Source organism: Tardiphaga robiniae, assembly GCF_013359755.1.
GTDB classification, from domain to species: Bacteria; Pseudomonadota; Alphaproteobacteria; order Rhizobiales; family Xanthobacteraceae; genus Tardiphaga; species Tardiphaga robiniae.
In genome coordinates, this window is the sequence record NZ_JABMCJ010000084.1 from 139,665 (window position 1) to 160,928 (window position 21,264).

At 62.5% G+C, this 21,264-nt stretch carries 23 protein-coding genes; 9 read left to right on the forward strand and 14 right to left on the reverse strand.

The window, feature by feature from the left end:
* Positions 1-18: 18 nt before the first annotated feature.
* On the reverse strand, positions 19-744 hold the full coding sequence (locus HP556_RS15425; protein ID WP_089261813.1) for a response regulator: 726 nt from the start codon (positions 742-744) through the stop codon (positions 19-21).
* A complete protein-coding gene (locus tag HP556_RS15430; RefSeq protein ID WP_089261815.1) occupies positions 741-1,307 on the reverse strand; it encodes a MarR family winged helix-turn-helix transcriptional regulator in 567 nt (188 codons plus the stop codon). The genes HP556_RS15425 and HP556_RS15430 overlap by 4 nt, the downstream gene beginning before the upstream one ends.
* 238 nt (positions 1,308-1,545) lie before the next feature.
* Between HP556_RS15430 and HP556_RS15435 the strand changes: the two genes are divergently transcribed.
* Positions 1,546-2,658, forward strand: coding sequence for a branched-chain amino acid aminotransferase (locus HP556_RS15435; protein WP_175367609.1), 1,113 nt, complete (start codon positions 1,546-1,548; stop codon positions 2,656-2,658).
* Between the two features lie 60 nt (positions 2,659-2,718).
* Here the strand turns inward: HP556_RS15435 and HP556_RS15440 are convergent, their stop codons facing one another.
* The 6 genes from HP556_RS15440 to uvrC all read right to left on the reverse strand — a co-directional run bounded on the left by HP556_RS15440 (position 2,719) and on the right by uvrC (position 8,881).
* Positions 2,719-4,116 carry an MATE family efflux transporter gene (locus HP556_RS15440; RefSeq protein ID WP_175367638.1) on the reverse strand — a complete coding sequence of 466 codons (1,398 nt, stop codon included), beginning with the start codon at positions 4,114-4,116 and terminating at the stop codon, positions 2,719-2,721.
* A 145-nt stretch (positions 4,117-4,261) separates the two neighbouring features.
* The gene (gene prmB / locus HP556_RS15445) at positions 4,262-5,299 is read right to left on the reverse strand and encodes a 50S ribosomal protein L3 N(5)-glutamine methyltransferase (protein WP_175367610.1); all 1,038 of its coding nucleotides are present in this window, start codon (positions 5,297-5,299) and stop codon (positions 4,262-4,264) included.
* Positions 5,299-5,781: a molybdenum cofactor biosynthesis protein MoaE gene (locus HP556_RS15450; protein ID WP_175367611.1), complete on the reverse strand. Its 483-nt coding sequence runs from the start codon at positions 5,779-5,781 to the stop codon at positions 5,299-5,301. Before HP556_RS15450 ends, prmB begins: the two co-directional genes overlap by 1 nt.
* Positions 5,782-5,806: 25 nt before the next feature.
* On the reverse strand, positions 5,807-6,058 hold the full coding sequence (gene moaD, locus HP556_RS15455) for a molybdopterin converting factor subunit 1 (protein ID WP_068731149.1): 252 nt from the start codon (positions 6,056-6,058) through the stop codon (positions 5,807-5,809).
* The gene (gene pgsA, locus HP556_RS15460) at positions 6,055-6,666 is read right to left on the reverse strand and encodes a CDP-diacylglycerol--glycerol-3-phosphate 3-phosphatidyltransferase (protein ID WP_089261825.1); all 612 of its coding nucleotides are present in this window, start codon (positions 6,664-6,666) and stop codon (positions 6,055-6,057) included. The genes moaD and pgsA overlap by 4 nt, the downstream gene beginning before the upstream one ends.
* A 121-nt stretch (positions 6,667-6,787) precedes the next feature.
* Positions 6,788-8,881, reverse strand: coding sequence for an excinuclease ABC subunit UvrC (uvrC, locus tag HP556_RS15465; RefSeq protein ID WP_175367612.1), 2,094 nt, complete (start codon positions 8,879-8,881; stop codon positions 6,788-6,790).
* Positions 8,882-9,200: 319 nt separating this feature from the next.
* On the opposite strand from uvrC, the gene HP556_RS15470 reads away from it, so the two are divergent.
* Entirely contained in the window at positions 9,201-9,821 is a 621-nt protein-coding gene (locus tag HP556_RS15470) for an outer membrane protein (protein ID WP_093759340.1), read from the forward strand.
* Between the two features lie 137 nt (positions 9,822-9,958).
* On the opposite strand, the gene HP556_RS15475 is transcribed toward HP556_RS15470, so the two are convergent.
* The 4 genes from HP556_RS15475 to HP556_RS15490 form a co-directional block, all read right to left on the reverse strand.
* Positions 9,959-10,174 (reverse strand): cold-shock protein, encoded by a 216-nt coding sequence (locus HP556_RS15475; protein WP_068731145.1) that lies wholly within the window; start codon positions 10,172-10,174, stop codon positions 9,959-9,961.
* Positions 10,175-10,427: 253 nt separating this feature from the next.
* Positions 10,428-11,288: a 23S rRNA (adenine(2030)-N(6))-methyltransferase RlmJ gene (locus HP556_RS15480; RefSeq protein ID WP_175367613.1), complete on the reverse strand. Its 861-nt coding sequence runs from the start codon at positions 11,286-11,288 to the stop codon at positions 10,428-10,430.
* Between the two features lie 32 nt (positions 11,289-11,320).
* Positions 11,321-12,007 (reverse strand): ribonuclease T2 family protein, encoded by a 687-nt coding sequence (locus tag HP556_RS15485; protein WP_175367614.1) that lies wholly within the window; start codon positions 12,005-12,007, stop codon positions 11,321-11,323.
* 86 nt (positions 12,008-12,093) lie between these two features.
* The gene (locus HP556_RS15490; RefSeq protein ID WP_175367615.1) at positions 12,094-12,564 is read right to left on the reverse strand and encodes a hypothetical protein; all 471 of its coding nucleotides are present in this window, start codon (positions 12,562-12,564) and stop codon (positions 12,094-12,096) included.
* A 167-nt stretch (positions 12,565-12,731) separates the two neighbouring features.
* Here HP556_RS15490 and HP556_RS15495 point away from each other — a divergent pair, with 167 nt between their 5' ends.
* The 3 genes from HP556_RS15495 to HP556_RS15505 all read left to right on the forward strand — a co-directional run bounded on the left by HP556_RS15495 (position 12,732) and on the right by HP556_RS15505 (position 14,525).
* On the forward strand, positions 12,732-13,025 hold the full coding sequence (locus HP556_RS15495) for a hypothetical protein (protein WP_175367616.1): 294 nt from the start codon (positions 12,732-12,734) through the stop codon (positions 13,023-13,025).
* A 47-nt stretch (positions 13,026-13,072) separates the two neighbouring features.
* Complete coding sequence (locus HP556_RS15500) at positions 13,073-13,618, forward strand: DUF3617 domain-containing protein (protein ID WP_420878670.1); 546 nt, start codon at positions 13,073-13,075, stop codon at positions 13,616-13,618.
* A gap of 115 nt (positions 13,619-13,733) precedes the next feature.
* Positions 13,734-14,525, forward strand: a complete 792-nt coding sequence (locus tag HP556_RS15505; RefSeq protein ID WP_175367617.1) for a thioesterase family protein — start codon at positions 13,734-13,736, stop codon at positions 14,523-14,525.
* Between the two features lie 4 nt (positions 14,526-14,529).
* On the opposite strand, the gene HP556_RS15510 is transcribed toward HP556_RS15505, so the two are convergent.
* Together HP556_RS15510 and hisS are read right to left on the reverse strand one after the other, a co-directional pair.
* Positions 14,530-14,736, reverse strand: a complete 207-nt coding sequence (locus HP556_RS15510) for a tautomerase family protein (RefSeq protein ID WP_093759344.1) — start codon at positions 14,734-14,736, stop codon at positions 14,530-14,532.
* Positions 14,737-14,775: 39 nt separating this feature from the next.
* Positions 14,776-16,281 carry a histidine--tRNA ligase gene (gene hisS / locus HP556_RS15515; protein WP_175367618.1) on the reverse strand — a complete coding sequence of 502 codons (1,506 nt, stop codon included), beginning with the start codon at positions 16,279-16,281 and terminating at the stop codon, positions 14,776-14,778.
* 185 nt (positions 16,282-16,466) lie between these two features.
* Here hisS and HP556_RS15520 point away from each other — a divergent pair, with 185 nt between their 5' ends.
* The 4 genes from HP556_RS15520 to HP556_RS15535 all read left to right on the forward strand — a co-directional run bounded on the left by HP556_RS15520 (position 16,467) and on the right by HP556_RS15535 (position 20,685).
* Positions 16,467-17,060 carry a phage holin family protein gene (locus HP556_RS15520; protein WP_175367619.1) on the forward strand — a complete coding sequence of 198 codons (594 nt, stop codon included), beginning with the start codon at positions 16,467-16,469 and terminating at the stop codon, positions 17,058-17,060.
* On the forward strand, positions 17,060-18,187 hold the full coding sequence (locus HP556_RS15525; protein ID WP_175367620.1) for a YihY/virulence factor BrkB family protein: 1,128 nt from the start codon (positions 17,060-17,062) through the stop codon (positions 18,185-18,187). The genes HP556_RS15520 and HP556_RS15525 overlap by 1 nt, the downstream gene beginning before the upstream one ends.
* A 153-nt stretch (positions 18,188-18,340) precedes the next feature.
* A complete protein-coding gene (locus HP556_RS15530; RefSeq protein WP_175367621.1) occupies positions 18,341-19,816 on the forward strand; it encodes an EAL domain-containing protein in 1,476 nt (491 codons plus the stop codon).
* 14 nt (positions 19,817-19,830) lie between these two features.
* Positions 19,831-20,685: a TIGR01459 family HAD-type hydrolase gene (locus HP556_RS15535; protein ID WP_175367622.1), complete on the forward strand. Its 855-nt coding sequence runs from the start codon at positions 19,831-19,833 to the stop codon at positions 20,683-20,685.
* Positions 20,686-21,264 lie beyond the last annotated feature (579 nt).

Sequence of the window (21,264 nt, forward strand, 5' to 3'; positions counted from 1 at the left end):
CGTGCAAACTTCATCGAACTATGGCGACGCGACGAGGCGATAGCCGATGCCACGCACGGCCTGCAGAAACAACGGATTGGCCGGATCGGTCTCGATCTTGCGACGCAGGCGATTGATCTGCACGTCCACCGCACGCTCGTTCACGGTGCCACCGCCGCCGGTGAGTTCACCGCGCGGCACGGTCTCGCCGGGCGCCGCAGCCAGCACACGCAGCATGTCACGCTCGCGGTCAGTGAGATGGATGATCTCGTCGCCTTGGCGTAGTTCGCCGCGCGCGAGGTGATACACATAAGGCCCGAACTGCAGCGACTCCGCGCGCTCGACCGGGACCGGCGCACTACGCTTCAGGATGTTTGCGATGCGCAGCACCAGTTCGCGCGGCTCGAACGGCTTGGCCACATAGTCGTCGGCGCCGATCTGCAATCCCTCGATCCGGCTTTCCGCCTCGTGCCGCGCCGTCAGCATGATGATCGGCACGGCCGAGGACGTCCGAATGAAGCGCGCGAGCTCGAAGCCGGTCTCGCCTGGCATCATCACATCGAGGATCAGGAGATCGAAATGCAGACCGAGCAGCTTGGCGCGCGCTTCCTTGGCGCTCGGCGCCGTGGTGACGCGGTAGCCTTCGCCCGAGAGAAAGCGCGAGAGGAGATCGCGGATACGGCGGTCGTCATCGACCAGCAGCAGATGCGGCGCATCGTCGGCCAATGGCACCGGCATACGTTTGGCGGCCTGAGCTAACATCATGTCTTGTTTGTCCTGCCGTCAGTTTTGGCGGATGCTTGGCCCAAGATGACCTGCAGCACCTTGTCGGGATCATTGCGGTCAATCATCGCCGAGAGAAACCTGCCGATCGCTTCAATTTCGACCGGCGTAAAATCCTTGAGCGCACGGTTGATGCGATCGGTCTGCAAACCCGCGAGCTGCGCAACGAGAGCTTCGCCCTTGGCCGTGGCGAAAAGAAGCCGTTGCCGCCGATCGGCCTCGCCGGATTTCTGAACGATATACCCTTCATCGAGCAATTGCTTGAGGACACGGCCCAGCGACTGCTTCGTAATACGCAAGACATCGAGCAGATCGGCAACCTTCAGGCCGGGATAGCGATGCACAAAGTGTACGACCCGGTGATGGGCGCGCCCGAAACCGAACTGATCGAGCACATCGTCGGGATCGCCCACAAAGTCGCGATAGGCAAAGAACAACAGCTCGATGATGTCCCAGCGGGGCGGTTTCGCAGGATCGCCGCTGGATTGCCGCTGGATCGTCTCAAGCGATCGTGACGCCGCGTCCTTGGAATTTACGTCAACCATATTGACATATCTTGGGTTCAATCTTACAAAACTGACCATCGCGACGAAACATTAGAACTCTCGCCGCATGGTCCAATAGGGCCGATCTGAGAACCATACCGGACTTCGGCATGGCGCTAAAGCCTGTCCTGGGTCATCCACTGGGGCCGGAAACGCTTTTGCCGTGGGTCCGCTTGACGTAGAACAACATCGACGCTGCCGCCCCCCAGGAGCTGCGCCGTAAGCAGGAGTGAGGTCCATGGGAGTTTCGTTTGATAAAATCGATGGCGCAGCTTTGCTGAAATTCGACATTCAGCCCGCGGCGAACGCAGTGTCCGAGGCGGACCGCGCAGCAAAGCTCAAGGATCCGGGCTTCGGCCGGGTTTTCACCGACCACATGGCTCTGGTCCGCTACAACCAGAAGGACGGCTGGCATGGCGCGCGCATCGAATCCCGCGCGAATTTCCCGCTCGATCCCGCAGCGGCCGTCCTGCATTACGCGCAGGAGATTTTCGAAGGGCTCAAGGCCTATGTGCGTGAAGACGGCGGCGTGAATCTGTTCCGCCCCGATGCCAATGCAAGGCGCTTCCGAAATTCGGCCGATCGCATGGCCATGGCCCCGCTGCCCGAACCCGTGTTCATCGAAGCGATCGAGCAACTCGTGCGCATCGACCGCGCCTGGATTCCATCAGGCGAAGGCAGCCTCTACCTGCGCCCCTTCATGGTTGCGAGCGAGATCTTCCTCGGCGTGAAGCCGTCCGCGGAATACATTTTCGCTGTCATCGCCTCGCCGGTTGGCTCCTATTTCAAGGGCGGACCCGCCCCGGTGTCGATCTGGGTGTCGGAGAACTACACACGCGCCGCGATCGGCGGCACCGGCGCCGTCAAATGCGGCGGCAACTACGCCGCGAGCCTGCGCGCGCAGGCGGAAGCCAGCGATCACGGTTGCGATCAGGTCGTGTTCCTCGATGCGGTCGAGCGCCGCTACATCGAAGAACTCGGCGGCATGAACATCTTCTTCGTGTTCGAGGACGGCTCGCTGCTGACACCGCCGCTCGGCACGATCCTGCCAGGCATCACGCGCGATTCGATCATCGCACTGGCGAAGGACAAGCGCACGCAGGTGCGCGAAGAGGCCTACACGCTCGACCAGTGGCGTGCCGATGCTGCCAGCGGCAAGCTGAAAGAGGCCTTTGCCTGCGGCACGGCGGCGGTCATCTCGCCGATCGGCCAGGTGCGCTCTGCGAGCGGCGATTTTACCATCAATGGCGGCGCGGCTGGTCCGGTCACGATGGGGCTGCGCAAACAGCTGGTCGATATTCAGTACGGCCGCGCGCCAGACCCGCATAACTGGATCCGCAAGGTTCTGTAAGCGCAGGCGCTTCAAGGCGACAAATGCCGCAGCCTTTCGAGGCTGCGGCATTTTTGTTTGTTAAGTCGCCGGTACGAGCCCGAGTTGCTCGCGCCGGGTCCAACGCCAGAGCATGACCGGTGCAACGACCGCGAGACCCGCTGCCAGCCCAATCCAGATGCCGACGCCGCCGAAACCCAGCTTGAATGCGAACAGCAGGCTGAGGCCCATGCCGAAGCCCCAATAGCCTAATGCGGCAAAGATCATCGGCACCCGCGTATCCTGCAATCCGCGCAGCATCCCTGCTGCAACCGACTGCGCGCCGTCCGCAATCTGGAACACCGCCGCACAAAACAGAAACGACATTGCCGTATCGATGACGACGGCATTGGCGGGATTGCTGAGATCGATGAAGGCGCCAATCAGGAGACGCGGCGCAGCCAGCAACAACATGCTCATCGACGCCATGAATGCCACCGCAAGGCCGAATGCAGTCCATCCTGCTCGCGTGATGCCATCGCGATCCACGGCGCCTTTGGCCAATCCAACGCGGACAGTTGCCGCCTGGCTCAGTCCCATTGGCACCATGAAGGAGATCGATGCGATCTGGATTGCAATCGCATGCGCCGCGATGGCGGCCGTTCCGAACTGCCCCATCAGGAACACCGCCGCATTGAAGACGGTAATTTCGAATGCGAGCGTCGCGCCGATCGGCAGACCGATGCGCCATAGCTTTGCGAGGCGTGGCCAATCGGCGCGCCACCAGTTGCCGAATAGACGATAGCGCCGAAACTTCGGATGCCATGCGACGACGAATGCAAAGACAGTGAACAAAAAGACGTTCGACAGCGTGGTCGCAAGACCGGAGCCGCGCAAACCCATCTCCGGAAACCCGAGATGACCGAACACCAGAACACAGTTTGCAGCAGCATTGAACAGAATGGTGACGCCCGTCACCACCAGTGCCCAGAGTGGGCGTTGCACGGCGGCAACGAATGAGCGCAGCACGATGAAGCCTAGCGCGGGCAGGAAGCCCCATTGCAGCATATGCACGAAGCTCTGGGCGTCGGCAGCCGCCTGTGCCTCCTGACCGAACAGCAACAGGATCGCTTCGGTATGCCAGAGGAAGATCCATGCCGGCACTGAGACGATCAGCGCTGTCCACAAACCCTGCCGAAACGTCCGCCTGACATCGCGCACCGCATGCAACTTGCGACCTATCGCCTCCGCCATCATCGGCGATGTCGCAGTAACGAGACCGATGGCGAAAATCAGAAACGCGAAATAGAGATTCACGCCGAGCGCCGACGCAGCCAAAGCCTCCGCGCTCACGCGGCCGAGAATGATTACGTCGGTCGTGGTGAGTGCGATCTGTGCCAGATTGGTCAGGATCAGCGGCCAGCCGAGCGCCAGCGTCGCTCGCAATTCGGCGAGCCACAGATTGCGCGTTGGCGCTTTCTGATCGACAGCCAGCAGCATGACATCCTTCAGTCGATTTGAACGACACGACGGTGAGAGATGTCGCGTCAAAATCCGTCCGACAACGATGTCGGACATTCACACATCAAAATGCGCGTGAAGATGCCGTGATAAACGCTACGGGCGTGTTTGGCCAGATGCCGGACTAGCCGGCGCCGCGACCTTGCAGCGCAGCAGCGGACACCCAGAACACCTCGCCTTCGGAGTCTTCGGTGTCCAGCCAGATCAACGGCAGATCGGGAAAGGCTTCATCGACATTGGCGCGGCCGCGACCGATTTCACACAACAAACCGCCATGCGGGTTCAGGTGATCGCCAGCCTGTTCAATGATCTTCCTGACGATGTCGAGCCCGTCATCGCCGCCATCGAATGCCATCGCCGGTTCGGCCAGGCATTCATCCGGCAAATCCGCCATGCCCTGTGCATCGACATAAGGCGGATTGGTGATGATGAGATCGTAGCGGGTATCTCCGAGCGGTTCGAACAGATCGCCCTTGTAGAGCGTCAGCCGCTCATCGAGCCCGTAATCGATGACGTTGCGCATGGCGACGGCGAGTGCCGCGGGCGACAGATCGACGGCATCGACCTGCGCGTTGGGGAACGACTGGCTGGCCAGGATCGCGATGCAGCCGGAGCCGGTGCAGAGGTCCAGCACGCTTTCAACGTCCATGGGATCGTCGATCAGCGAGCCGCCTTCACCGTCATCGCCGCTGAAATGAGAATCCAGCAATTCGCCGATGAAAGACCGCGGCACGATGGTGCGCTCGTCCACATAGAACGGTAGGCCGCGCATATAGATCTTGTTGAGCAGATAGGCCGCCGGTTTGCGCGTCGTCACGCGGCGATGAATGATATCGAGGATCTGCTTGCCTTCGGCCGCAGTTACCCGCGCCATGGCGAAATTCTCGAACTGGTCGGGATGCAGATGCAGGACTTCGCAGACGATGAAGGCGGCTTCGGCCAGGGGATCGGTGGTGCCGTGCGCAAAAGAGAGCCGGGCTTCGATGAAACGGCTGGTGGCGTAGCGCACATAGTCGAGCAATGTCGCAAGCTCGCCCGCACCAACCTTCGGCAGAGTCGCCGTTGCGATCTTCTTCACGGAAGTCTTTGCCTTTGCAGGAGCCTTGCTCGCGGATTTCCTGACCACCTTCTTCGCGGTTGTCTTCACAGTCTTCTTTGCCATCAGTTTTTATCCCATCGCGCCGCGGCGTCGTCATCGTCGGTCTTCGCAGCAATCCAGCTGCTGCCACCGGCGGTTTCCTCGCGCTTCCAGAACGGAGCATGCGCCTTGAGGTAATCCATCAGAAACTCGGCGGCCTGAAACGCGGCTTGGCGATGTGCCGACGCGGTTAGCACCACCATGATATTCTCGCCGGGCAGGATGCGGCCGACGCGATGAACGATTGTCACGCCTGTCAACGGCCAGCGTGTCATCGCTTCCTCGGCGTGGCGCGCAATCTCGGCTTCGGCCATGCCCGGATAGTGCTCCAGCGTCAGCGCCGTGGTCGCGTCGCCACTGCCACTTAAGTTTTCTTGGCCGCCACGGCAGATACCACTGAACGTAACGACCGCGCCGATGTCCGTACGGCTTGCCGTCAGCGCCGCGATTTCGCTGGAAACGTCGAAATCGGCATCCTGGATGCGGATGGTCACGTTGGAGGTCATGAGATCAACGCAGTCGTTGCTAGAATCAGCCGCCGGTCATCGGCGGGAAGAATGCAATCTCGCGGGCGCCAGCAATCACGGTGTCGGGCCGCACATGCGTGTGGTCGATGGCGGCGCGGATCACTTTCGGCGTTTCGAACGCATAGGCATATTCGTCGCCGCGCGTGCTCAGCCATCCGATCAGATCGCCGACGGTGCGCACGGCTGCTGGCGGCTCGACCGTCTCTTCGGCCTTGCCGATGCGCTCGCGCACCCAGGCGAAGTAGACGACCTTCATGCATCCTCCGCAATGAGGTGGTGAATGCCAGCCCTGAAATAGTCGTAGCCCGTATAAATGGTGACGAGCGCGGAAATCCAGAGCAGCAACAGACCGAGTTGCGTGGTGATCGGGATCACCTGATCGCCGGCCTCGCCGGCCAGCAGGAAGCCGATGGCGATCAACTGGGCCGTCGTCTTCCACTTCGCCACTCTGGAGACCGGGACGCTGACACGGAGTGCGGCGAGATATTCACGCAGGCCCGAGACCAGAATTTCGCGGCACAGGATCACGATGGCGGCCCACAGGGTCCAGCCATGGATGATGCCATCAGCCGCCAGCATCAGCAGGCAAGAGGCCACCAGCAGCTTGTCGGCGATCGGATCGAGCATCCGGCCAAAGGCCGACTGCTGATTCCAGATCCGGGCGTAATAGCCATCGAGAAAATCCGTGACCGCGGCGCCGATAAAGACGGCCAGCGCGACCCAGCGCAGCCATAGCGGGCCATCCATGATCGACTGCGAATAGATGCAGCCGACCACCACCGGAATGGCGGCAATGCGGGCCATAGTCAGGATATTTGGCAGGGACATCGCGGAATTCGCGGCCCGTCTCGTGGTCACTGTCATCCGTCTTACCAATACTGCCAGAGCGCAGAGGTCAACCGCCAGCGAAGCGGCGCGGCTTAGTTTACCGCAAAACTGCCCCAAGGCATGCGACAGCCAGATTACGTCTCGTCCATCTTTGCGGTCATCTGGCCACTGGCTGGGGGTGAAAAAAGTCGAAAATCTTGCGGGCGCTCTCGGCCGAGATGCCGGGAACCTTGCCGAGGTCGCCTACGGAGGCCCGCTCGATCTCTTTCAGCGTTCCGAAATGGTGCAGGAGTGCCCGCTTGCGGGTTGGGCCGATCCCCGGGATTTCCTGCAATCCGGCCTCGCGGATGTCCTTCTTGCGCAGTGTGCGGTGCGATCCGATGACGAACCGATGCGCCTCGTCGCGCAGCCGCTGGATAAAATACAGAACGGGGTCCCGGGGCTCCAATTTGATGGCATCGCGGCCAGGAATGAACATGGTCTCACGGCCGGCGTCACGATCCGGCCCCTTGGCCACAGCCATCAGGGTCACATCGGTCAGCTTCAGCTCGTCGAAGATCTCCTTGACTGCATTGAGCTGGCCGCGGCCGCCATCGATGATGACGAGATCGGGCCATAGCGGCACGTCATCGTCCTTCGGCTTGACCACCTCGCCCTCAACCGGCGGTGCCAGCAGCCGTTTGAAGCGGCGCTGCAGCACCTCCTTCATCATCCCGTAGTCGTCGCCGGGCGTGAGCCCCTCGGACTTGATGTTGAACTTGCGGTACTGGTTCTTGATGAAGCCATCCGGCCCCGCCACGATCATGGCACCGACCGCATTGGTGCCCTGGATATGGCTATTGTCATAGACTTCGATGCGCTTCGGCACGGTGGCCATGCCCGCCATCTTCGACATGCCTTCCAGCAGACGCGTCTGCGTCGCCGTGTCGGCGAGCTTGCGGCCAAGCGCCTCGCGGGCATTGGTCAGTGCATGGACGACCAGCTCTTTCTTTTCGCCGCGCTGCGGTGTCAGCACCTCGACCTTGAAGCCTGCCTTGACGCCAAGCGCACTGGCCAGCAGCTCGCTTTCCTCGATGGCATGCGACAGCAGCACCATCTTCGGCGGCGGCTTGTCCTCGTAGAACTGCGCCAGGAACGAGCCGAGCACTTCCTCCGGCGTGTATGATTTTTCGGCCTTGGGGAAATAAGCGCGGTTGCCCCAGTTCTGGCCGGTGCGGAAGAAGAACACCTCGACGCAGGAATAGCCGCCCTCCTGATGGATGGCGAAGACATCGGCCTCCTCCACGGTGCGCGGATTGATGCCCTGCTGCGACTGGATTGCAGACAATGCCGCAAGCCGGTCGCGATACAGCGCGGCGCGCTCGAAAGCGAGCTCGTCCGACGCCTTCTCCATTTCGCCGGCCAATAGCTGCTTCACCGCGCGGCTGCGGCCGGACAGGAAGTCCTTCGCCTCACGCACCAGCTCGGTATAGCCGGGAAAATCGATCTCGCCGGTGCAGGGGCCAGAGCAGCGGCGGATTTGATACAGCAGACACGGGCGCGTGCGGCTCTCGAAAAAGGAATCCGTGCACGACCGCACCAGGAACGCGCGCTGCAGTGCCGTGATGGTGCGGTTGACCGCGCCCACCGACGCGAATGGACCGAAATAGCGGCCGGGCCGCGACTGCGCGCCGCGATGTTTTAGAATCTGCGGCGCCCAGTGATCGCCCGAGATCAGAATATACGGAAAGGACTTGTCGTCACGGAGCTGTACGTTGAACCGCGGACGCAGCTGCTTGATGAGATTGGCCTCGAGCAGCAGCGCCTCGGTCTCGGTCGCGGTCGAGATGATTTCCACCACCACGGTGGCCGCGATCATGCGTGCGATGCGCATCACCTGCCCGGTCGGCCGGGCATAGGACGACAGCCGCTTCTTCACGTTCTTGGCCTTGCCGACATACAGCACGTCGTTGGCCGCATTCAGCATCCGGTAGACGCCGGGCGATGTCGGAGCATGGCGTACGGCATGTTCGATGGCCGCGCGGCCGAGCGCCAGCGGGCCTTCGGCAACCACGTCGCCGGAATCGTCATCGCCAGTATCCGGGAGCGCGCCGTCTTCCTCGTCGTCGGCCGCCGCGGGTTCCGGTTCGATGTCGGGTGGTGCCTGCAAGGTGGCCTGGGTGTCCTGCCCGGAACTAGGGCTGTCGGAACCTGGCTCTGCTGCGGGCTCGGATGATGTCTCGTGCAGCGGCTCGGTGGGGTCTTGAATCATGAGGTCAATTTAAGCGCTGCAGGGGGTCATCGCCAGCATTCGTGCGACCGGAAATGCCCTCGCAACGGCCGGTTTTCCGGCTGCTCGCGGCAGGCCACAGGATTTTGGCCGCCCGCCCCAGGAAATTCGCCGATTGTCAAAAGTAAGACTCTTTTAACGCCAATACGGCGCCGCTGAGGGCCGTTAAGGACCGCTTAATCTAAAACTCTCGATAAATCGTCTCGATAAAAGATGGAATTCCGTAACCCTAAGGCTTCGTTCGGCAGATCCCGAGCGCGCTCCCATGGGCCGGCAGTAACGCGTATTTTGGAGAGTTGAGATGAGTAAGTTTGCGTTCGCAGCAGTCGCCCTCGTGGCTGCAGGTGCGACAACAGCACATGCGGCGGACATGCCTTACCGGTCGCGCGCCCCCTATACCGTTGCCCAGCCGCTCAACGCCTATAGCTGGGCCGGCCCGTATCTCGGCGCCACTCTCGGTTACGAATGGGGCAGCGTCTCCAACACCGGCGCGAAGCCCTCGGGCATCGCCGGCGGCGTGACCGGCGGCTACAACTGGCAGAGCGGCAACATCGTGTTCGGTCTCGAAGGCGATCTGCAGGGCACTGGCGCAGATGACCGCTTCGCCACCTACAAGTTCTCGAACCCCTGGTTCGGCACCGCGCGCGGCCGCATCGGCTACGCCTTCAACAACGTATTGCTCTACGGCACCGCCGGCCTCTCCTTCGGCAGCCTCGAAGCCGAGCTGAACGGCCTGCAGCAGTCCCAGACTTCGGTCGGCTGGACCGCCGGCGTCGGCGCCGAAGTCGGCATCTACCAGAACTGGACCGCCAAGATCGAATATCTCTATGTCGATCTGTCCAAGAACACCTACACGCTCACCGGCACCGACAGCGGGCTCAGCTTCGGCACCGTGCGCATCGGCGTGAACTATCACTTCTAAGCCCGGCTCCGGACGCCTCACGTCCGGACTTCGTCTTCAAGTACTTCATCTCCAAGTACAAGAAACCATCGCCATCCACTCCCGGCCGCGCTGCGGCCGGGATTTTTTTATGGCCCACTCCCAAGCTGGATCCGCCGCTATCCTGTGATGACCAGATTGACCGCTTTGGGGCCCTTGCCCTTCTTGTCGGGCTCGACCTCGAAGGTGATCCGCTGTCCTTCGATCAGGTCCTTCAGGCCAGCGCGCTCGACTGCGGTAATGTGCACAAACACGTCCCGTCCGCCATCGTCCGGCTTGATGAAGCCGTAGCCACGCTCGCCATTGAAAAACTTGACCGTACCGCTCATGCCCATCGGGTCCCTCCCCGCAATGCTCCGCCGCGGCGCTTTCGCGCTGCGACCGACCGGACATTCACTCCACGGAAGCTAGGCCTTGTTTCAATATCGATTTGGGCCACGTCACTCCGCCGCAACCATTCGCGGAAGCGGAACGTAAAGCCAGTCATAATGCCAGCAGCTTAATACGGTTCCGCCGGGATTGACTACCGTTTTTGGCGGCGCCGTTTGATAGTTGGAGTTTGCGTAGTTCAGCGCAGGCCGTGCGACGTCAGGGTTTGGCCGTCTCGAGCCGGAAGCGTCCGGCACCGCCAAGGCCAAGCGGCTTCTCAAGTTGCGGCAGGATTTCCTTGAGCTCCGTAGCGAGCTTCCACGGCGGATTGACGATCAAAAGTCCCGTCGAGGTCAGCGGACCATCCGCCGTTTGCGGTGCAACGCTGAATTCGAGGCGCAGACATTTACCGGGCGTGGCGGATGCAGCAGCCGTCGCGGCGACGTGCTGCGCCAGCTCATCGGTGGCGCGGCGGCTCTTGGCGGGATACCACAGCATGTAAATGCCGGTCGCCCATTTGGCATAGACCTGCTCGAACACCGCCGCCATCCGCGCGAACTCGTTCTTGTCTTCATAGGGCGGATCGATCAGCACCACGCCGCGTCGTTCCTTCGGCGGCACATAGGCCGGCAGGCCGACCCAGCCATCGATATCGACCACGCGCGCCTGCTCGTCCCTGCGTAGCGCGGAGATCAGCTTCTTGCGCGCCTGCGGCTCGACCTCGCAGCACACCATGCTGTCCTGCGGCCGCATCAAGGCGCGCGCGATCAGCGGCGAGCCGGGATAGGCCTTGAGTTCGCGCGGCGCATTGAATGACCGGACAATGTCGAGATAGGGCGCGACCAGCGGCACGCTGGATTCCGTAAACCGCGCCTGCAGGGCGCGCGCGATGCCGGTGGTCCATTCGCCGGAGCGCGTGGCTTCATCGCCGGTCAGGTCATAGAGCCCGGCGCCGGCATGACTGTCGATGACGCGGAACGGCGCCGGCTTCTCCTGCAGATGCGTCAGGATGCGGACCAGCACGATATGCTTGATGACATCGGCAAAGTTGCCGGCGTGAAAGGCGTGTCGATAATTCATGCGCCAGCAGTACGCTAGGAATGCCGGTTGAGCTAGCCGCCTCGCATCGGCGGCATCACCACCTGGTCGCGGCGGCAGGCGCGGCGATCGATCTCCTCGCAGGCGCGGAACTGGAGATCCTTGCTCATGCAGACCCGGACCTCGGTCAGGCGGTTACGATCGCAGGTCACGGCGATGGCCGAATTGCTGAGGCCCGGATTGACCTTGATGAAGGCTTCCTCGATTGCGTCCGGCGCAATCGTCTTGGCCTGCTGCAGATCGAGAAATTCGTCGGGAATTTTGACGCCGGCGCGCGCCTTGCGGATGGCTTCGAAATAGGCGCGCTGGCCGAGGCCGGAGCAGGTGCCGTGCTTGTCCCATTCATTGAAGATCAGGCCGGGCGCGGGCATCAGGTCGAGCATCGACTGCATGATATTGCGTGCCAGCCGCGGGGCCGGACGCTCGCAGTAATTCGGGAAGCCGCGGTCATATTGCGGCCACAGGCCATGAACCACGAAAGAGTAAGGCCGGCCGCCGCATTGCATCTGGGCTGAGCGGTTGTTGCCGCCGCGCTCCTGAGCCGCCTCGCAGAAACTCGGCGACCATGACAGCGACAACACGTAAAAATCGAATTCGCCCGGCGCATTCTGCCGGCGATCCTGGGCGGAGGCCGGATAGGCGCTCAGCGCCGCGAGCGCGAGAAACCCAAGCGAAACGACAAATCGAAATGCCTGAAACATGACGCGCCCCACCCCTGAGAAGGGCAAACCTAATCAGGCATCAAGAACAATTCAAGAACAAAATGGGTTGGATCCGCAAACGAAGCTTAGTGCTTCGCCGCCCGGCAGCGCGGGTTGTAGGCCCAGTCGCGGTCGAGACCGACGACGCACCATTCCACGCCCTGGCCGTAGCCGGCAAAGCCGCCATCCTCGATGATCGAGTAATGCACCTGGCGCGTCTTGCCATCGGTCAGCATCGCGTCGGCGGTGCAGTAGCGGCGCGGAATGTTGTCGGAGGTCCAGGGGCGGAAGGCCGTCTCATGGACACGGCTGAAGCCGGTGATCTGCAGCGCCGAATTCCAGAAGGTGCTTTCCTTGTCCTGGAACTGCGACGAAATCGTCGAAAGACCAGCCTCGCACTCCGCCAGACGGCCCTCGTAGTTCGGCCCGGACAGCCAGAAGTTCAGCTCGAGCAGGTTCGCAGCCTGTGCGCCCGGAGCCAAGGTCATAAGCCCGAGAACGGCGCCGGTAACGGCAGCCAGGACGGCTTTCTTCCAGGATGAAATGAGGTCGCGCATGGGGAATCCGCCGTCTGATGATTGTTCCCGGAACGTGCCGCGAAGCCTGTGCAGGGTCAAGTGCATCGCGGCCACACCCAGCGCACAACTCTGTCAGAACCCGGACGGCGTTCTTTTCAGCGTCGCCGATGCCCTCTAAGGTGCCCATAACGACGATGGAGACGGTGATGCGAATGATTCGGTTGGCGATTTTGGCTGCAGGTCTGAGCGGTGCGATCCTGAGCAGCGCGGCCAAGGCCGACTGGGTGCCGCCATTCAAGGGCAATGACACCGGCGGCATCATCTCCACATCCCTGATCAGCCAGACCGACATTCGCGCCCTGGCGATTGATCATTGTGCGCGTTACGGCAAGGTCGTGAAATTCCTGAGCGCCCCGCAGGAATATGGCGCCTACGTCTCATTCGCCTGCCGCTGGGTGCCCTATGGCGCCTCGGATCGGCCACTCCGCGTTCGCTACTGAACCTTTTCACGCGACACAGCGTCTCATCGGCTTGGGGAGAACCAAGCATGATGCGACGCTATGTTTCACTGTTGAATATTTCCGTTTTGAGCGCGACTGCGATGTTGTGGGCAATCCCCGCCATCGCCGATCCCATCGAGTTGCCGGCACGCAAGGCCGGGCTCTGGGAAATGAAGATGCAGGGCAGCGCCGGGATGCCCGGCATGACGATGCAGCACTGCACGGACGAGACCACCGACAAGTTCATGAACACGACCTTCTCGCCGATGGCGAAGGATATGTGTTCGAAGAACGAGATGAAGAAGACCGCGACGGGCTATATCACGGATTCGGTCTGCAATATCGGTGGCACCACCAGCACATCGCATGCCGAGATCACCGGCGATTTCAACTCTGCGTATACGATGAAGATCACGTCGCAGAGCACTGGCGGCGCCAAGGCTAATACTGGTGACAACACCACGCAGCTGGAAGCCAAATGGCTCGGCGCCTGCAAGCCGGACCAGAAGCCCGGTGACATCATGATGCCCGGCGGCATGAAGATGAATGTCAAAGACATCGAGAAGATGAAGGGCATGCACCGGCCGCAATAGAGCCGCGCGCCCGCTGACTGGATGTTTCCCACCGTTGCGTTCCCCGCTATAGATGATGCTAATCATCCCAATGGCGCGTTACGACGCCGGCGACAGGAAACATCAGGAACACGCAATGACCGAATTCACCGCATTGATGTCGTCCATGACGCGCTCCGGCGACGGCTGGGCCGTCAACGTCAGCGACGACTGGCTACAGGGCCGTACCGTCTATGGCGGCCTGGCCGCGGCACTGTGCATGCAGGCTGCGCTCAATGAATTCGGCGCCGTGCCGCCGCTTCGCTCGGCGCAGATCGCCTTCATCGGCCCGGCCCCCGGTCCATTGCATTTGCGCGCCAGCGTTCTGCGCAAGGGCAAATCGACCTTGTTCGCCAGCGTCGATCTTATCGGCGAAGCAGGCCTCGCGACCCGCGCCATGTTCTGCTTCGGCGCCGCGCGTGAATCGGCTTTTGCCCATGTGGTGACCGGAACGCCGGAACTGAAAGCACCGGAGGACTGCCCGGACTTCTTTCACCGTGCGCCGCCGACGCTGCGTTTCCTGGAGCATATCGAAGGCCGGCATATGGGGGGCTCGACGCCGTTCAGCGGCAGCGAAGATCCGCAGATGATGCTGTGGCTGCGCCACCGCGAGCCCGGCATCCAGCCGTCGCTGGTGGCGTTGCTGGCCTTGGCCGACGCGCCGCCGCCGGCAGCTTCCGTCCGATCCACAAAGCCCTCGCCGATCAGCACGATGACCTGGTCGATCGACATGCTCACCGACGAGATCACCACCGATGACGGCTGGTGGCTGATCCGCAATGTCGCCGAGCAGATCGCCGGCGGTTATTCCAGCCAGGCGATGACGCTGTGGAATCGAAACGGCCGGCCCATCATGGCCAGCCGTCAGAATATTGCAGTGTTTGGATAGAGGCTTACTTCTTCGCCGCGGCGGCTGCGCGCTCGACGAAGGTCTGGCCACCCTTCATCTTGTTGTTGAGCGGCGCTTCGTTGATCTGGATGACGACGGCATCGGCGGTGACGCCGAGATTCTTCACCAGCGCCTGGGTGATGTCGAGCATCATGCCCTTCTTCTGCTCGTCGGTACGGCCTGCCGCCAGGTTGATCGTTATCTCAGGCATTGATGTCTCCCATTGCTCTACCAATTGTTGGCGCGTGGATTAATTCCACTTCACGCCGTGCTTGTCGAGAATCTTGCGGACCGCACTGACGAGATCGTTTTCCGCGATTTTGGTCTGCGCATCCGCCTGCTTCTGCAGATAGGCGTCGCGGTCACCTTCCAGATCCGACAGTCCGGCACCGAGGATCAGATCCTTCAGCATCACCTCGCCGGTCGCCTTTTCGTCGGAGCCTTGAATGATCACACAGGGTGAATTGCGCCTGTCGGCATATTTCAGCTGGTTGCCCATGCTCTTGGGATTGCCGAGATAGAGTTCGGCGCGGATGCCGGCATTGCGCAGGCTCGCAACCATCTTCTGATAATCGGCGACACGGTCGCGATCAAACACGGTGACGACGACCGGGCCGAAATCCGGCGTGGTGTCGATCTTGCCGAGCAGCGTCAGCGCCGCCTGCAGACGCGAGACGCCGATGGAGAAACCGGTAGCGGGCACCGGCTCGCCACGGAAGCGCGAGACGAGACCATCGTAACGACCACCGCCGCCGACGGAGCCGAAGCGAACGGGACGGCCCTTTTCGTCTTTGGTTTCAAGCGTGAGTTCAACTTCATAGACGGGGCCGGTATAGTATTCGAGGCCGCGCACGACAGACGGATCGATCTTGATGCGATCGGTTTGATAGCCCGCCGCAGTGATTAGCTTTTCGATTTCGGCAAGCTCGGCGCGTCCCTGCTTGTATGCATCGGAGCTATCGAGCTTCGCAGTCGGCTCGCTCGCAGCGTCGAGGCTATGCAACACGGTTTCGGAATCGTCCGGCGAGAGTCCCGCACCTTTGGTAAAATCGCCCTTGCCTTCCTCGCCGCCATCCCAGCGGCCGGGGCCGAGCAGCTTCTTGATCTCGTCGACCGGAAACTTGTCCATCTTGTCGATGGCGCGCAGCACCGTGAGGCGACGTCCGACATTCTCGTCGCCGCCGAGGCCGATGCTCTCCATCACGCCGTCGAGCACCTTGCGATTGTTGACACGCACCACATAGCTGCCGCGTGGAATGCCGAGCGCTTCCATCGTATCGGCCGCCATCATGCACATCTCGGCATCGGCGGCGGGCGAGCCGGAGCCGACCGTGTCGGCGTCGAACTGCATGAACTGGCGGAAGCGGCCCGGACCCGGCTTCTCATTGCGATAGACGTAACCTGCACGGTAGCTGCGATACGGCTTCGGCAGCGCGTCCCAATGCTCGGCGACGTAGCGCGCCAATGGCGCGGTCAGGTCGTAGCGCAGCGAGATCCACTGCTCGTCGTCGTCCTGAAACGAGAACACGCCTTCATTGGGCCGGTCCTGATCCGGCAGGAACTTGCCGAGCGCATCGGTGAATTCCATGGTCGGGGTCTCGACCGGCTCGAAGCCGTAGCGCTCATAGACTTCGCGGATAGTGTCGGTCATGCGCCGGGTCGCGGCGATATCGGCCGGTCCGCGGTCGCCAAGGCCGCGCGGCAAGCGCGCGCGCAGTTTCTGGGTTTTTTTGGGCTTTTCAGACTTTTCGCTCATAGCGGCGTGGTACCAGCGCAGGCAGGAACCGGCAAGCGTTCGGCCCCGCGATCACTTGAGGTTGGCCATGCGCGACGCCACAAGGTTCGCCACGGCGGAACCTTCGTCATGCCTCCCCGTTCAATTTCAAATGCCGGCCGCGATACCATTTCAGACATCTGCCGGCGCAGAACGAGGCTTTCCATATGCCACCGCTCGCAAGCGCCCTGGTGCGAACAGGGCTCGCGCTCAAGCTCAATCAGGTCAAGCGCGCCACATCGTCCTATATCCGTGACCGCAGTGAGCAGACCCAGGGCATCGCGGTCTCTTATGCGGTCGCTGCCGGACTTTATGCTGCCGCAGGCGTCTTTCTGATCGCCACCCTGCTCGTCGGCGCCGCCGCGCTGTTTCGCTGGGTCGAACTGCGCTACGGCCTGTTTCAGGCCTTTGGCGCAACCGGCGGATTGCTGCTGGTGCTCGCTGCGCTCTTCGCCATCCTCGCGGCGAGTCGCTTGAAGCGCCCCACGAAACAGTTTCCGAGTCTGGGCAGCCGACTGCGCGTCGCGATCAATGCGAGCCCCGGCAAGCATGAGCAGGTCACATCGGCCGCACCGCATCGCGCGGCTGCGCCCAATGAATTCAGGCCGAGCACACGCCCTGCTCAGCCCCTGCCAAACAATGGCCCCGTCAAAGCCGGCCTCGTTCTGGCCGCGACTCTTGCCGGCTGGGCTTTCGCCCGGCGCCGCAGCCTTGCGCAGCCGGCCCCTGCCCGCAGACCCGCGAGCAAAGCGAACGCCTGATGGTCGTCCGCCGATCCGACACGGACAGTCTGCTGCTGGTGGCAGCGACGACCTTTGCCGTACTCGCGTTGCAGAGCTTTTTCTCGGCACGCAACACCGAGAGGTCCGTTGTCGATGAGCCGCAACCGATCGGCGACACCGACGTCCCGCCACCAGCGACATTCACCCGCGAACTCGCCCAGCCCGGCCGCGGCCGCCATTCGTCCAGCCCGCTGCAGATTCCATGGACGGGCTGGAAGGACGTGCTGTGGCGTACCTATGAGCAGATCAATGAGGACCGGTTGCTGGCGATTGCGGCCGGCGTCGTATTTTTCGGCCTGCTCGCCGTGTTTCCGGCGATCACTGCGCTGGTCTCCTGCTACGGGTTGTTCTCCGATGCCTCGACGATCTCCGACAATCTGCAGACGCTGGCGTTGATGCTGCCGGATGGCTCGTTCCAGATCGTGCAGGATCAGATCGCGCGCGTGCTCGCCAATGGGCAGGCCAAACTCGGCCTCACCTTCCTGTTCGGCCTTGCGCTGGCGCTGTGGAGCGCCAATGCCGGCGTGAAGGCCGTGATCGATGCGCTCAATGTCGTCTATGGCGAACGCGAGAAACGCAGCTTCATCAAGCTCAATATGCTCTCGCTCACTTTCACCGCCGGTGCCATCGCCGCGCTCCTTCTCATGGTGAGCGCCGTCGTTGCGCTGCCGCTGACACTGGACCGAATCGGTCTCGCCACCGACAGCAAGACGATCATCAGCCTCGCGCGCTGGCCGCTTTTGCTGCTGGTGGTCGTGCTGGCGCTCGGCATTCTCTACCGCTTTGGTCCGAGCCGCCCCGGCGCGCGCTGGGAATGGCTCAGCATCGGCACCCTCGTCGCCGCCTTGCTCTGGCTCGCCGGCTCGGCGCTGCTGTCCTGGTACCTGTCGAATTTCGGCAATTACAGCGCCACTTACGGCTCGCTCGGCGCCGCCATCGGCCTGATGATGTGGATGTGGATGTCCGCGATCATCGTTCTGTGCGGGGCCGAACTGAATTCCGAGATTGAACACCAGACCGCCGTGGATACCACCGTCGGACCGGGACGACCGATGGGCGCACGTGGCGCCGCCATGGCCGATACCCTCGGCCGCGCCAGCACCTGAGGTGCAAAAGCACCGGTGGGCAAGTTCTCGCAGCCCTGCTTTCCGAATCAACAATAATGCTAAGGTTGGCCGGGTACTTAGCGCCGGGAGCGCTCGCGGCCGGACCTTTGTCGTGTCGTGCAGGAGTTTGGATTTGAGGATGTTGCGCGCGTTATGATCCGCATCTCCACGATTTTTGTCGGCATTTGCATGGTGCTGGTGTCAGCTTCGCTTGGCCTGGTGCTGTATGCAATCGCCGGCATCAGCGGCTACGAATCGGCCATCGTCGCACTGACGGCGCTTACCGTGATGATCCTCTACAACGCGGTGTCGATGCGCATCAAAGACCGCACCGAATCCACCGGCCAGATCACCGATCTGTCGCGCGGCACTGCCGACCTCGCCCGGCAGGTCGCCGAATTCGGCCGCCGCCTCGCCGTGGTCGAGAGCAAGATCGCATCCGCTGGCACAGCCAATCAGGATCGTATCCAGACCGTCGCCGGCGAGATCGGCGAATTGGGCGCGCTGGTGAAGCAACTCGCTACATCGGTCGCCACCCACGAGGACATGCTGACGGCGATGCCAGCGACGGCGACCGCGTCTGCCGCCATCGCGCCGCCATCGCCACCGGTCAAACCCGCGACCGCTGCCGATGTGCCGCTCGCTGTCGAGGTCGCCGAAGACACCGTGACGCCGACGGCGCCTGCCATCATCGTCAGGCCGGAGGCAAAGCCGGCGCGCGACAATGCGCAGTTCACCGCCATGGTGAAGGATGCCATCGCCGACAACCGTATCGACATCTATCTGCAGCCGATGGTCACGCTGCCGCAGCGCAAGGTGCGCTTCTACGAGGCGATGACCCGGCTGCGCGACGACAAGGATCAGGTGATCACCGCCGACGAGTTCATCGGCCCCGCAGAAGCCGCGGGCCTGATGGGCCAGATCGACCACATCGTGCTGCTGCGCTGCATGCAGGTGCTGCGCCGTCTGATGGTGCGCAACAAGGATGTCGGCGTATTCTGCAACATGGCTGGCGCGACCCTGTCGAATGCCGAGACCTTCGCGCAATGCATCGATTTCCTCGAAGCCAACCGCGCGCTGGCGCCGTCCTTCGTGCTGGAATTCAAGCAGAACGTGTTCCGCAATCTCGGCCCGATCGAGAGCGAGCATCTCGCCGCCCTCGCCCAGCGCGGCTACCGCTTCTCCATCGATCACGTCACGGATTTGCGGATCGAGCCGCGCGACCTCGCCGATCGCGGCGTGCGCTTTATCAAGGTACCGGCAGCACTCCTGCTCGACCCCAAGCAGACGTCGAATTCCGACATTCATCCCGCCGATCTCTCCGACCTGCTCGGCCGGTTCGGAATCGATCTGATCGCCGAGCGAATCGAGGGCGAACGGGCCGTGGTCGACCTGCTCGACTTCGACGTCCGGTTCGGGCAAGGCTTCCTGTTCGCGGCGCCCCGCCCGCTCAGGCCGGAAACGCCGGCCAATGGCGGTGCGCCAAATCCCTCCGCCAAGGACCCCGCAAAGGCGACCACGGACCCCAATGGCCTAGCGAGATCCGCCCCAACCACGCCTGCGCGGCCTGAGCCGCCGCGCACCACCGGCAATGCCGCGCTGGCGCGCCGCGCCACCGGCCCGAACTGATCGGCACTCAATTCATGACCACACTGCGTTTCGTCGAGCGCTTGCGCGACCTCACCGAACATGTCGACGTCGTCCTCAGCGACATCTGGGGCGTCGTCCATAACGGCCTCGAGTCCTTCCCCGAAGCCTGCGAGGCGTTGCATACGTTTCGCGCCAAGGGCGGCACGGTGATCATGATCACCAATGCGCCGCGCCCCGCCGACTCCGTGCAGCGACAGTTGCGCAAGCTCGGCGTCGCTGACGACACCTATGACGCCATCGTCTCGTCCGGCGACCTCACGCGCAATTTCGTCGCCGGCCGGCCGGGTCAGGCGATGTATCTGATCGGGCCGGACCGCGACAGTTCGATCCATCGCGGCCTCGATGTGAAGCTCACCCAGCTCGACCAGGCCGACTACATCGTCTGCAGCGGATTGTTCGACGACGAGACCGAATCCGCCGACGACTATCGCGACATGATGAGCCAGGCGCTGGCGCGAAAGCTGACGCTCGTATGCGCCAATCCCGACATCATCGTCGAGCGCGGCGACCGCTTGATCTACTGCGCCGGTGCGGTCGCTGAACTCTATCGCGAGATGGGCGGCGAGGTGATCTTCTATGGCAAGCCACATCGGCCGATCTACGATCAGGCCATGGCGCTGGCCAAGGCGAGGCGCGGCAAGGACACGGCGCTGGATCGCGTGCTGGCAATCGGCGATTCCGTGCGCACCGATCTCGCCGGCGCGCATGCCTATGGCATCGACCTGCTGTTCGTCACCCGCGGCATCCATGCCGGCGACTTCGAAGGCATCGAACAGATGGGCGCCGCGGAAGTGAAGGAACTGTTCGGCCATCCACCGAAGGCGCTGATGCGTGAATTGAAGTGGTGAGCTGAGGCGACTTCTCCCTCCCTCAAGCGCGGCGAAGCCGCGCGCAGCGGGGAGGGTGGCGCGTTTGAGAGCGAAGCGAACAAACGTGACGGGTGGGGTGCCCCACGTGAGGGCGTCGCTCGTGGCACCCCCACCCCGGCCTCCACGTCGTCGATGCTGCGCATCGCCTCGTTCGGCCGGCCCTCCCCGCCTAGCGAAGCTTCGCTTCGCGCGGGGGGAGGGATTCCACAAACGCCTGCGCGTCATTCACGGATTCAACTGTCAAACAGCCACCATTCTTCAGACATGCGTCATCGCCCCCATTATTTGCGGCGCGGGGGCGCCGTCGTGTCTCGCATTCCTGCCCCCTGGTGAGAGGGCGTGCGGAACGCCGGGTGCCCGTTGCACCCTTGGGCCTGATGCGAATGCGGTCTTCCGCAGAGTAGTGTGCATCAGGACTTTCGGAGGCGCCGAGCGATTGCCCGACGTTCCGCCTGCGGTGTTTTTTCGGTTGCCTGCACATCTGCCTTGGCGAACGGCCCCATCACCAAAATTAGTGTCCCAGGGCGGAGGGACAGGGTAGCCTCAAGCTCTTGGCCG

What these genes read in the sequence shown, in the direction of transcription:
- moaD (WP_068731149.1), bottom strand. Translation starts at nt 6,058, where the DNA reads ATGAAGGTCGTCTACTTCGCCTGGGTGCGCGAGCGCATCGGCAAGGCC.
- HP556_RS15435 (WP_175367609.1), top strand. Translation starts at nt 1,546, where the DNA reads ATGGGAGTTTCGTTTGATAAAATCGATGGCGCAGCTTTGCTGAAATTC.
- HP556_RS15510 (WP_093759344.1), bottom strand. Translation starts at nt 14,736, where the DNA reads ATGCCTGAGATAACGATCAACCTGGCGGCAGGCCGTACCGACGAGCAG.
- pgsA (WP_089261825.1), bottom strand. Translation starts at nt 6,666, where the DNA reads ATGACAGTGACCACGAGACGGGCCGCGAATTCCGCGATGTCCCTGCCA.
- hisS (WP_175367618.1), bottom strand. Translation starts at nt 16,281, where the DNA reads ATGAGCGAAAAGTCTGAAAAGCCCAAAAAAACCCAGAAACTGCGCGCG.
- uvrC (WP_175367612.1), bottom strand. Translation starts at nt 8,881, where the DNA reads ATGATTCAAGACCCCACCGAGCCGCTGCACGAGACATCATCCGAGCCC.
- HP556_RS15530 (WP_175367621.1), top strand. Translation starts at nt 18,341, where the DNA reads ATGATCCGCATCTCCACGATTTTTGTCGGCATTTGCATGGTGCTGGTG.
- prmB (WP_175367610.1), bottom strand. Translation starts at nt 5,299, where the DNA reads ATGGCAAAGAAGACTGTGAAGACAACCGCGAAGAAGGTGGTCAGGAAA.
- HP556_RS15480 (WP_175367613.1), bottom strand. Translation starts at nt 11,288, where the DNA reads ATGAATTATCGACACGCCTTTCACGCCGGCAACTTTGCCGATGTCATC.
- HP556_RS15450 (WP_175367611.1), bottom strand. Translation starts at nt 5,781, where the DNA reads ATGACCTCCAACGTGACCATCCGCATCCAGGATGCCGATTTCGACGTT.
- HP556_RS15525 (WP_175367620.1), top strand. Translation starts at nt 17,060, where the DNA reads ATGGTCGTCCGCCGATCCGACACGGACAGTCTGCTGCTGGTGGCAGCG.
- HP556_RS15430 (WP_089261815.1), bottom strand. Translation starts at nt 1,307, where the DNA reads ATGGTTGACGTAAATTCCAAGGACGCGGCGTCACGATCGCTTGAGACG.
- HP556_RS15490 (WP_175367615.1), bottom strand. Translation starts at nt 12,564, where the DNA reads ATGCGCGACCTCATTTCATCCTGGAAGAAAGCCGTCCTGGCTGCCGTT.
- HP556_RS15520 (WP_175367619.1), top strand. Translation starts at nt 16,467, where the DNA reads ATGCCACCGCTCGCAAGCGCCCTGGTGCGAACAGGGCTCGCGCTCAAG.
- HP556_RS15495 (WP_175367616.1), top strand. Translation starts at nt 12,732, where the DNA reads ATGCGAATGATTCGGTTGGCGATTTTGGCTGCAGGTCTGAGCGGTGCG.
- HP556_RS15485 (WP_175367614.1), bottom strand. Translation starts at nt 12,007, where the DNA reads ATGTTTCAGGCATTTCGATTTGTCGTTTCGCTTGGGTTTCTCGCGCTC.
- HP556_RS15425 (WP_089261813.1), bottom strand. Translation starts at nt 744, where the DNA reads ATGATGTTAGCTCAGGCCGCCAAACGTATGCCGGTGCCATTGGCCGAC.
- HP556_RS15505 (WP_175367617.1), top strand. Translation starts at nt 13,734, where the DNA reads ATGACCGAATTCACCGCATTGATGTCGTCCATGACGCGCTCCGGCGAC.
- HP556_RS15475 (WP_068731145.1), bottom strand. Translation starts at nt 10,174, where the DNA reads ATGGGCATGAGCGGTACGGTCAAGTTTTTCAATGGCGAGCGTGGCTAC.
- HP556_RS15440 (WP_175367638.1), bottom strand. Translation starts at nt 4,116, where the DNA reads ATGCTGCTGGCTGTCGATCAGAAAGCGCCAACGCGCAATCTGTGGCTC.
- HP556_RS15535 (WP_175367622.1), top strand. Translation starts at nt 19,831, where the DNA reads ATGACCACACTGCGTTTCGTCGAGCGCTTGCGCGACCTCACCGAACAT.
- HP556_RS15500 (WP_420878670.1), top strand. Translation starts at nt 13,073, where the DNA reads ATGATGCGACGCTATGTTTCACTGTTGAATATTTCCGTTTTGAGCGCG.
- HP556_RS15470 (WP_093759340.1), top strand. Translation starts at nt 9,201, where the DNA reads ATGAGTAAGTTTGCGTTCGCAGCAGTCGCCCTCGTGGCTGCAGGTGCG.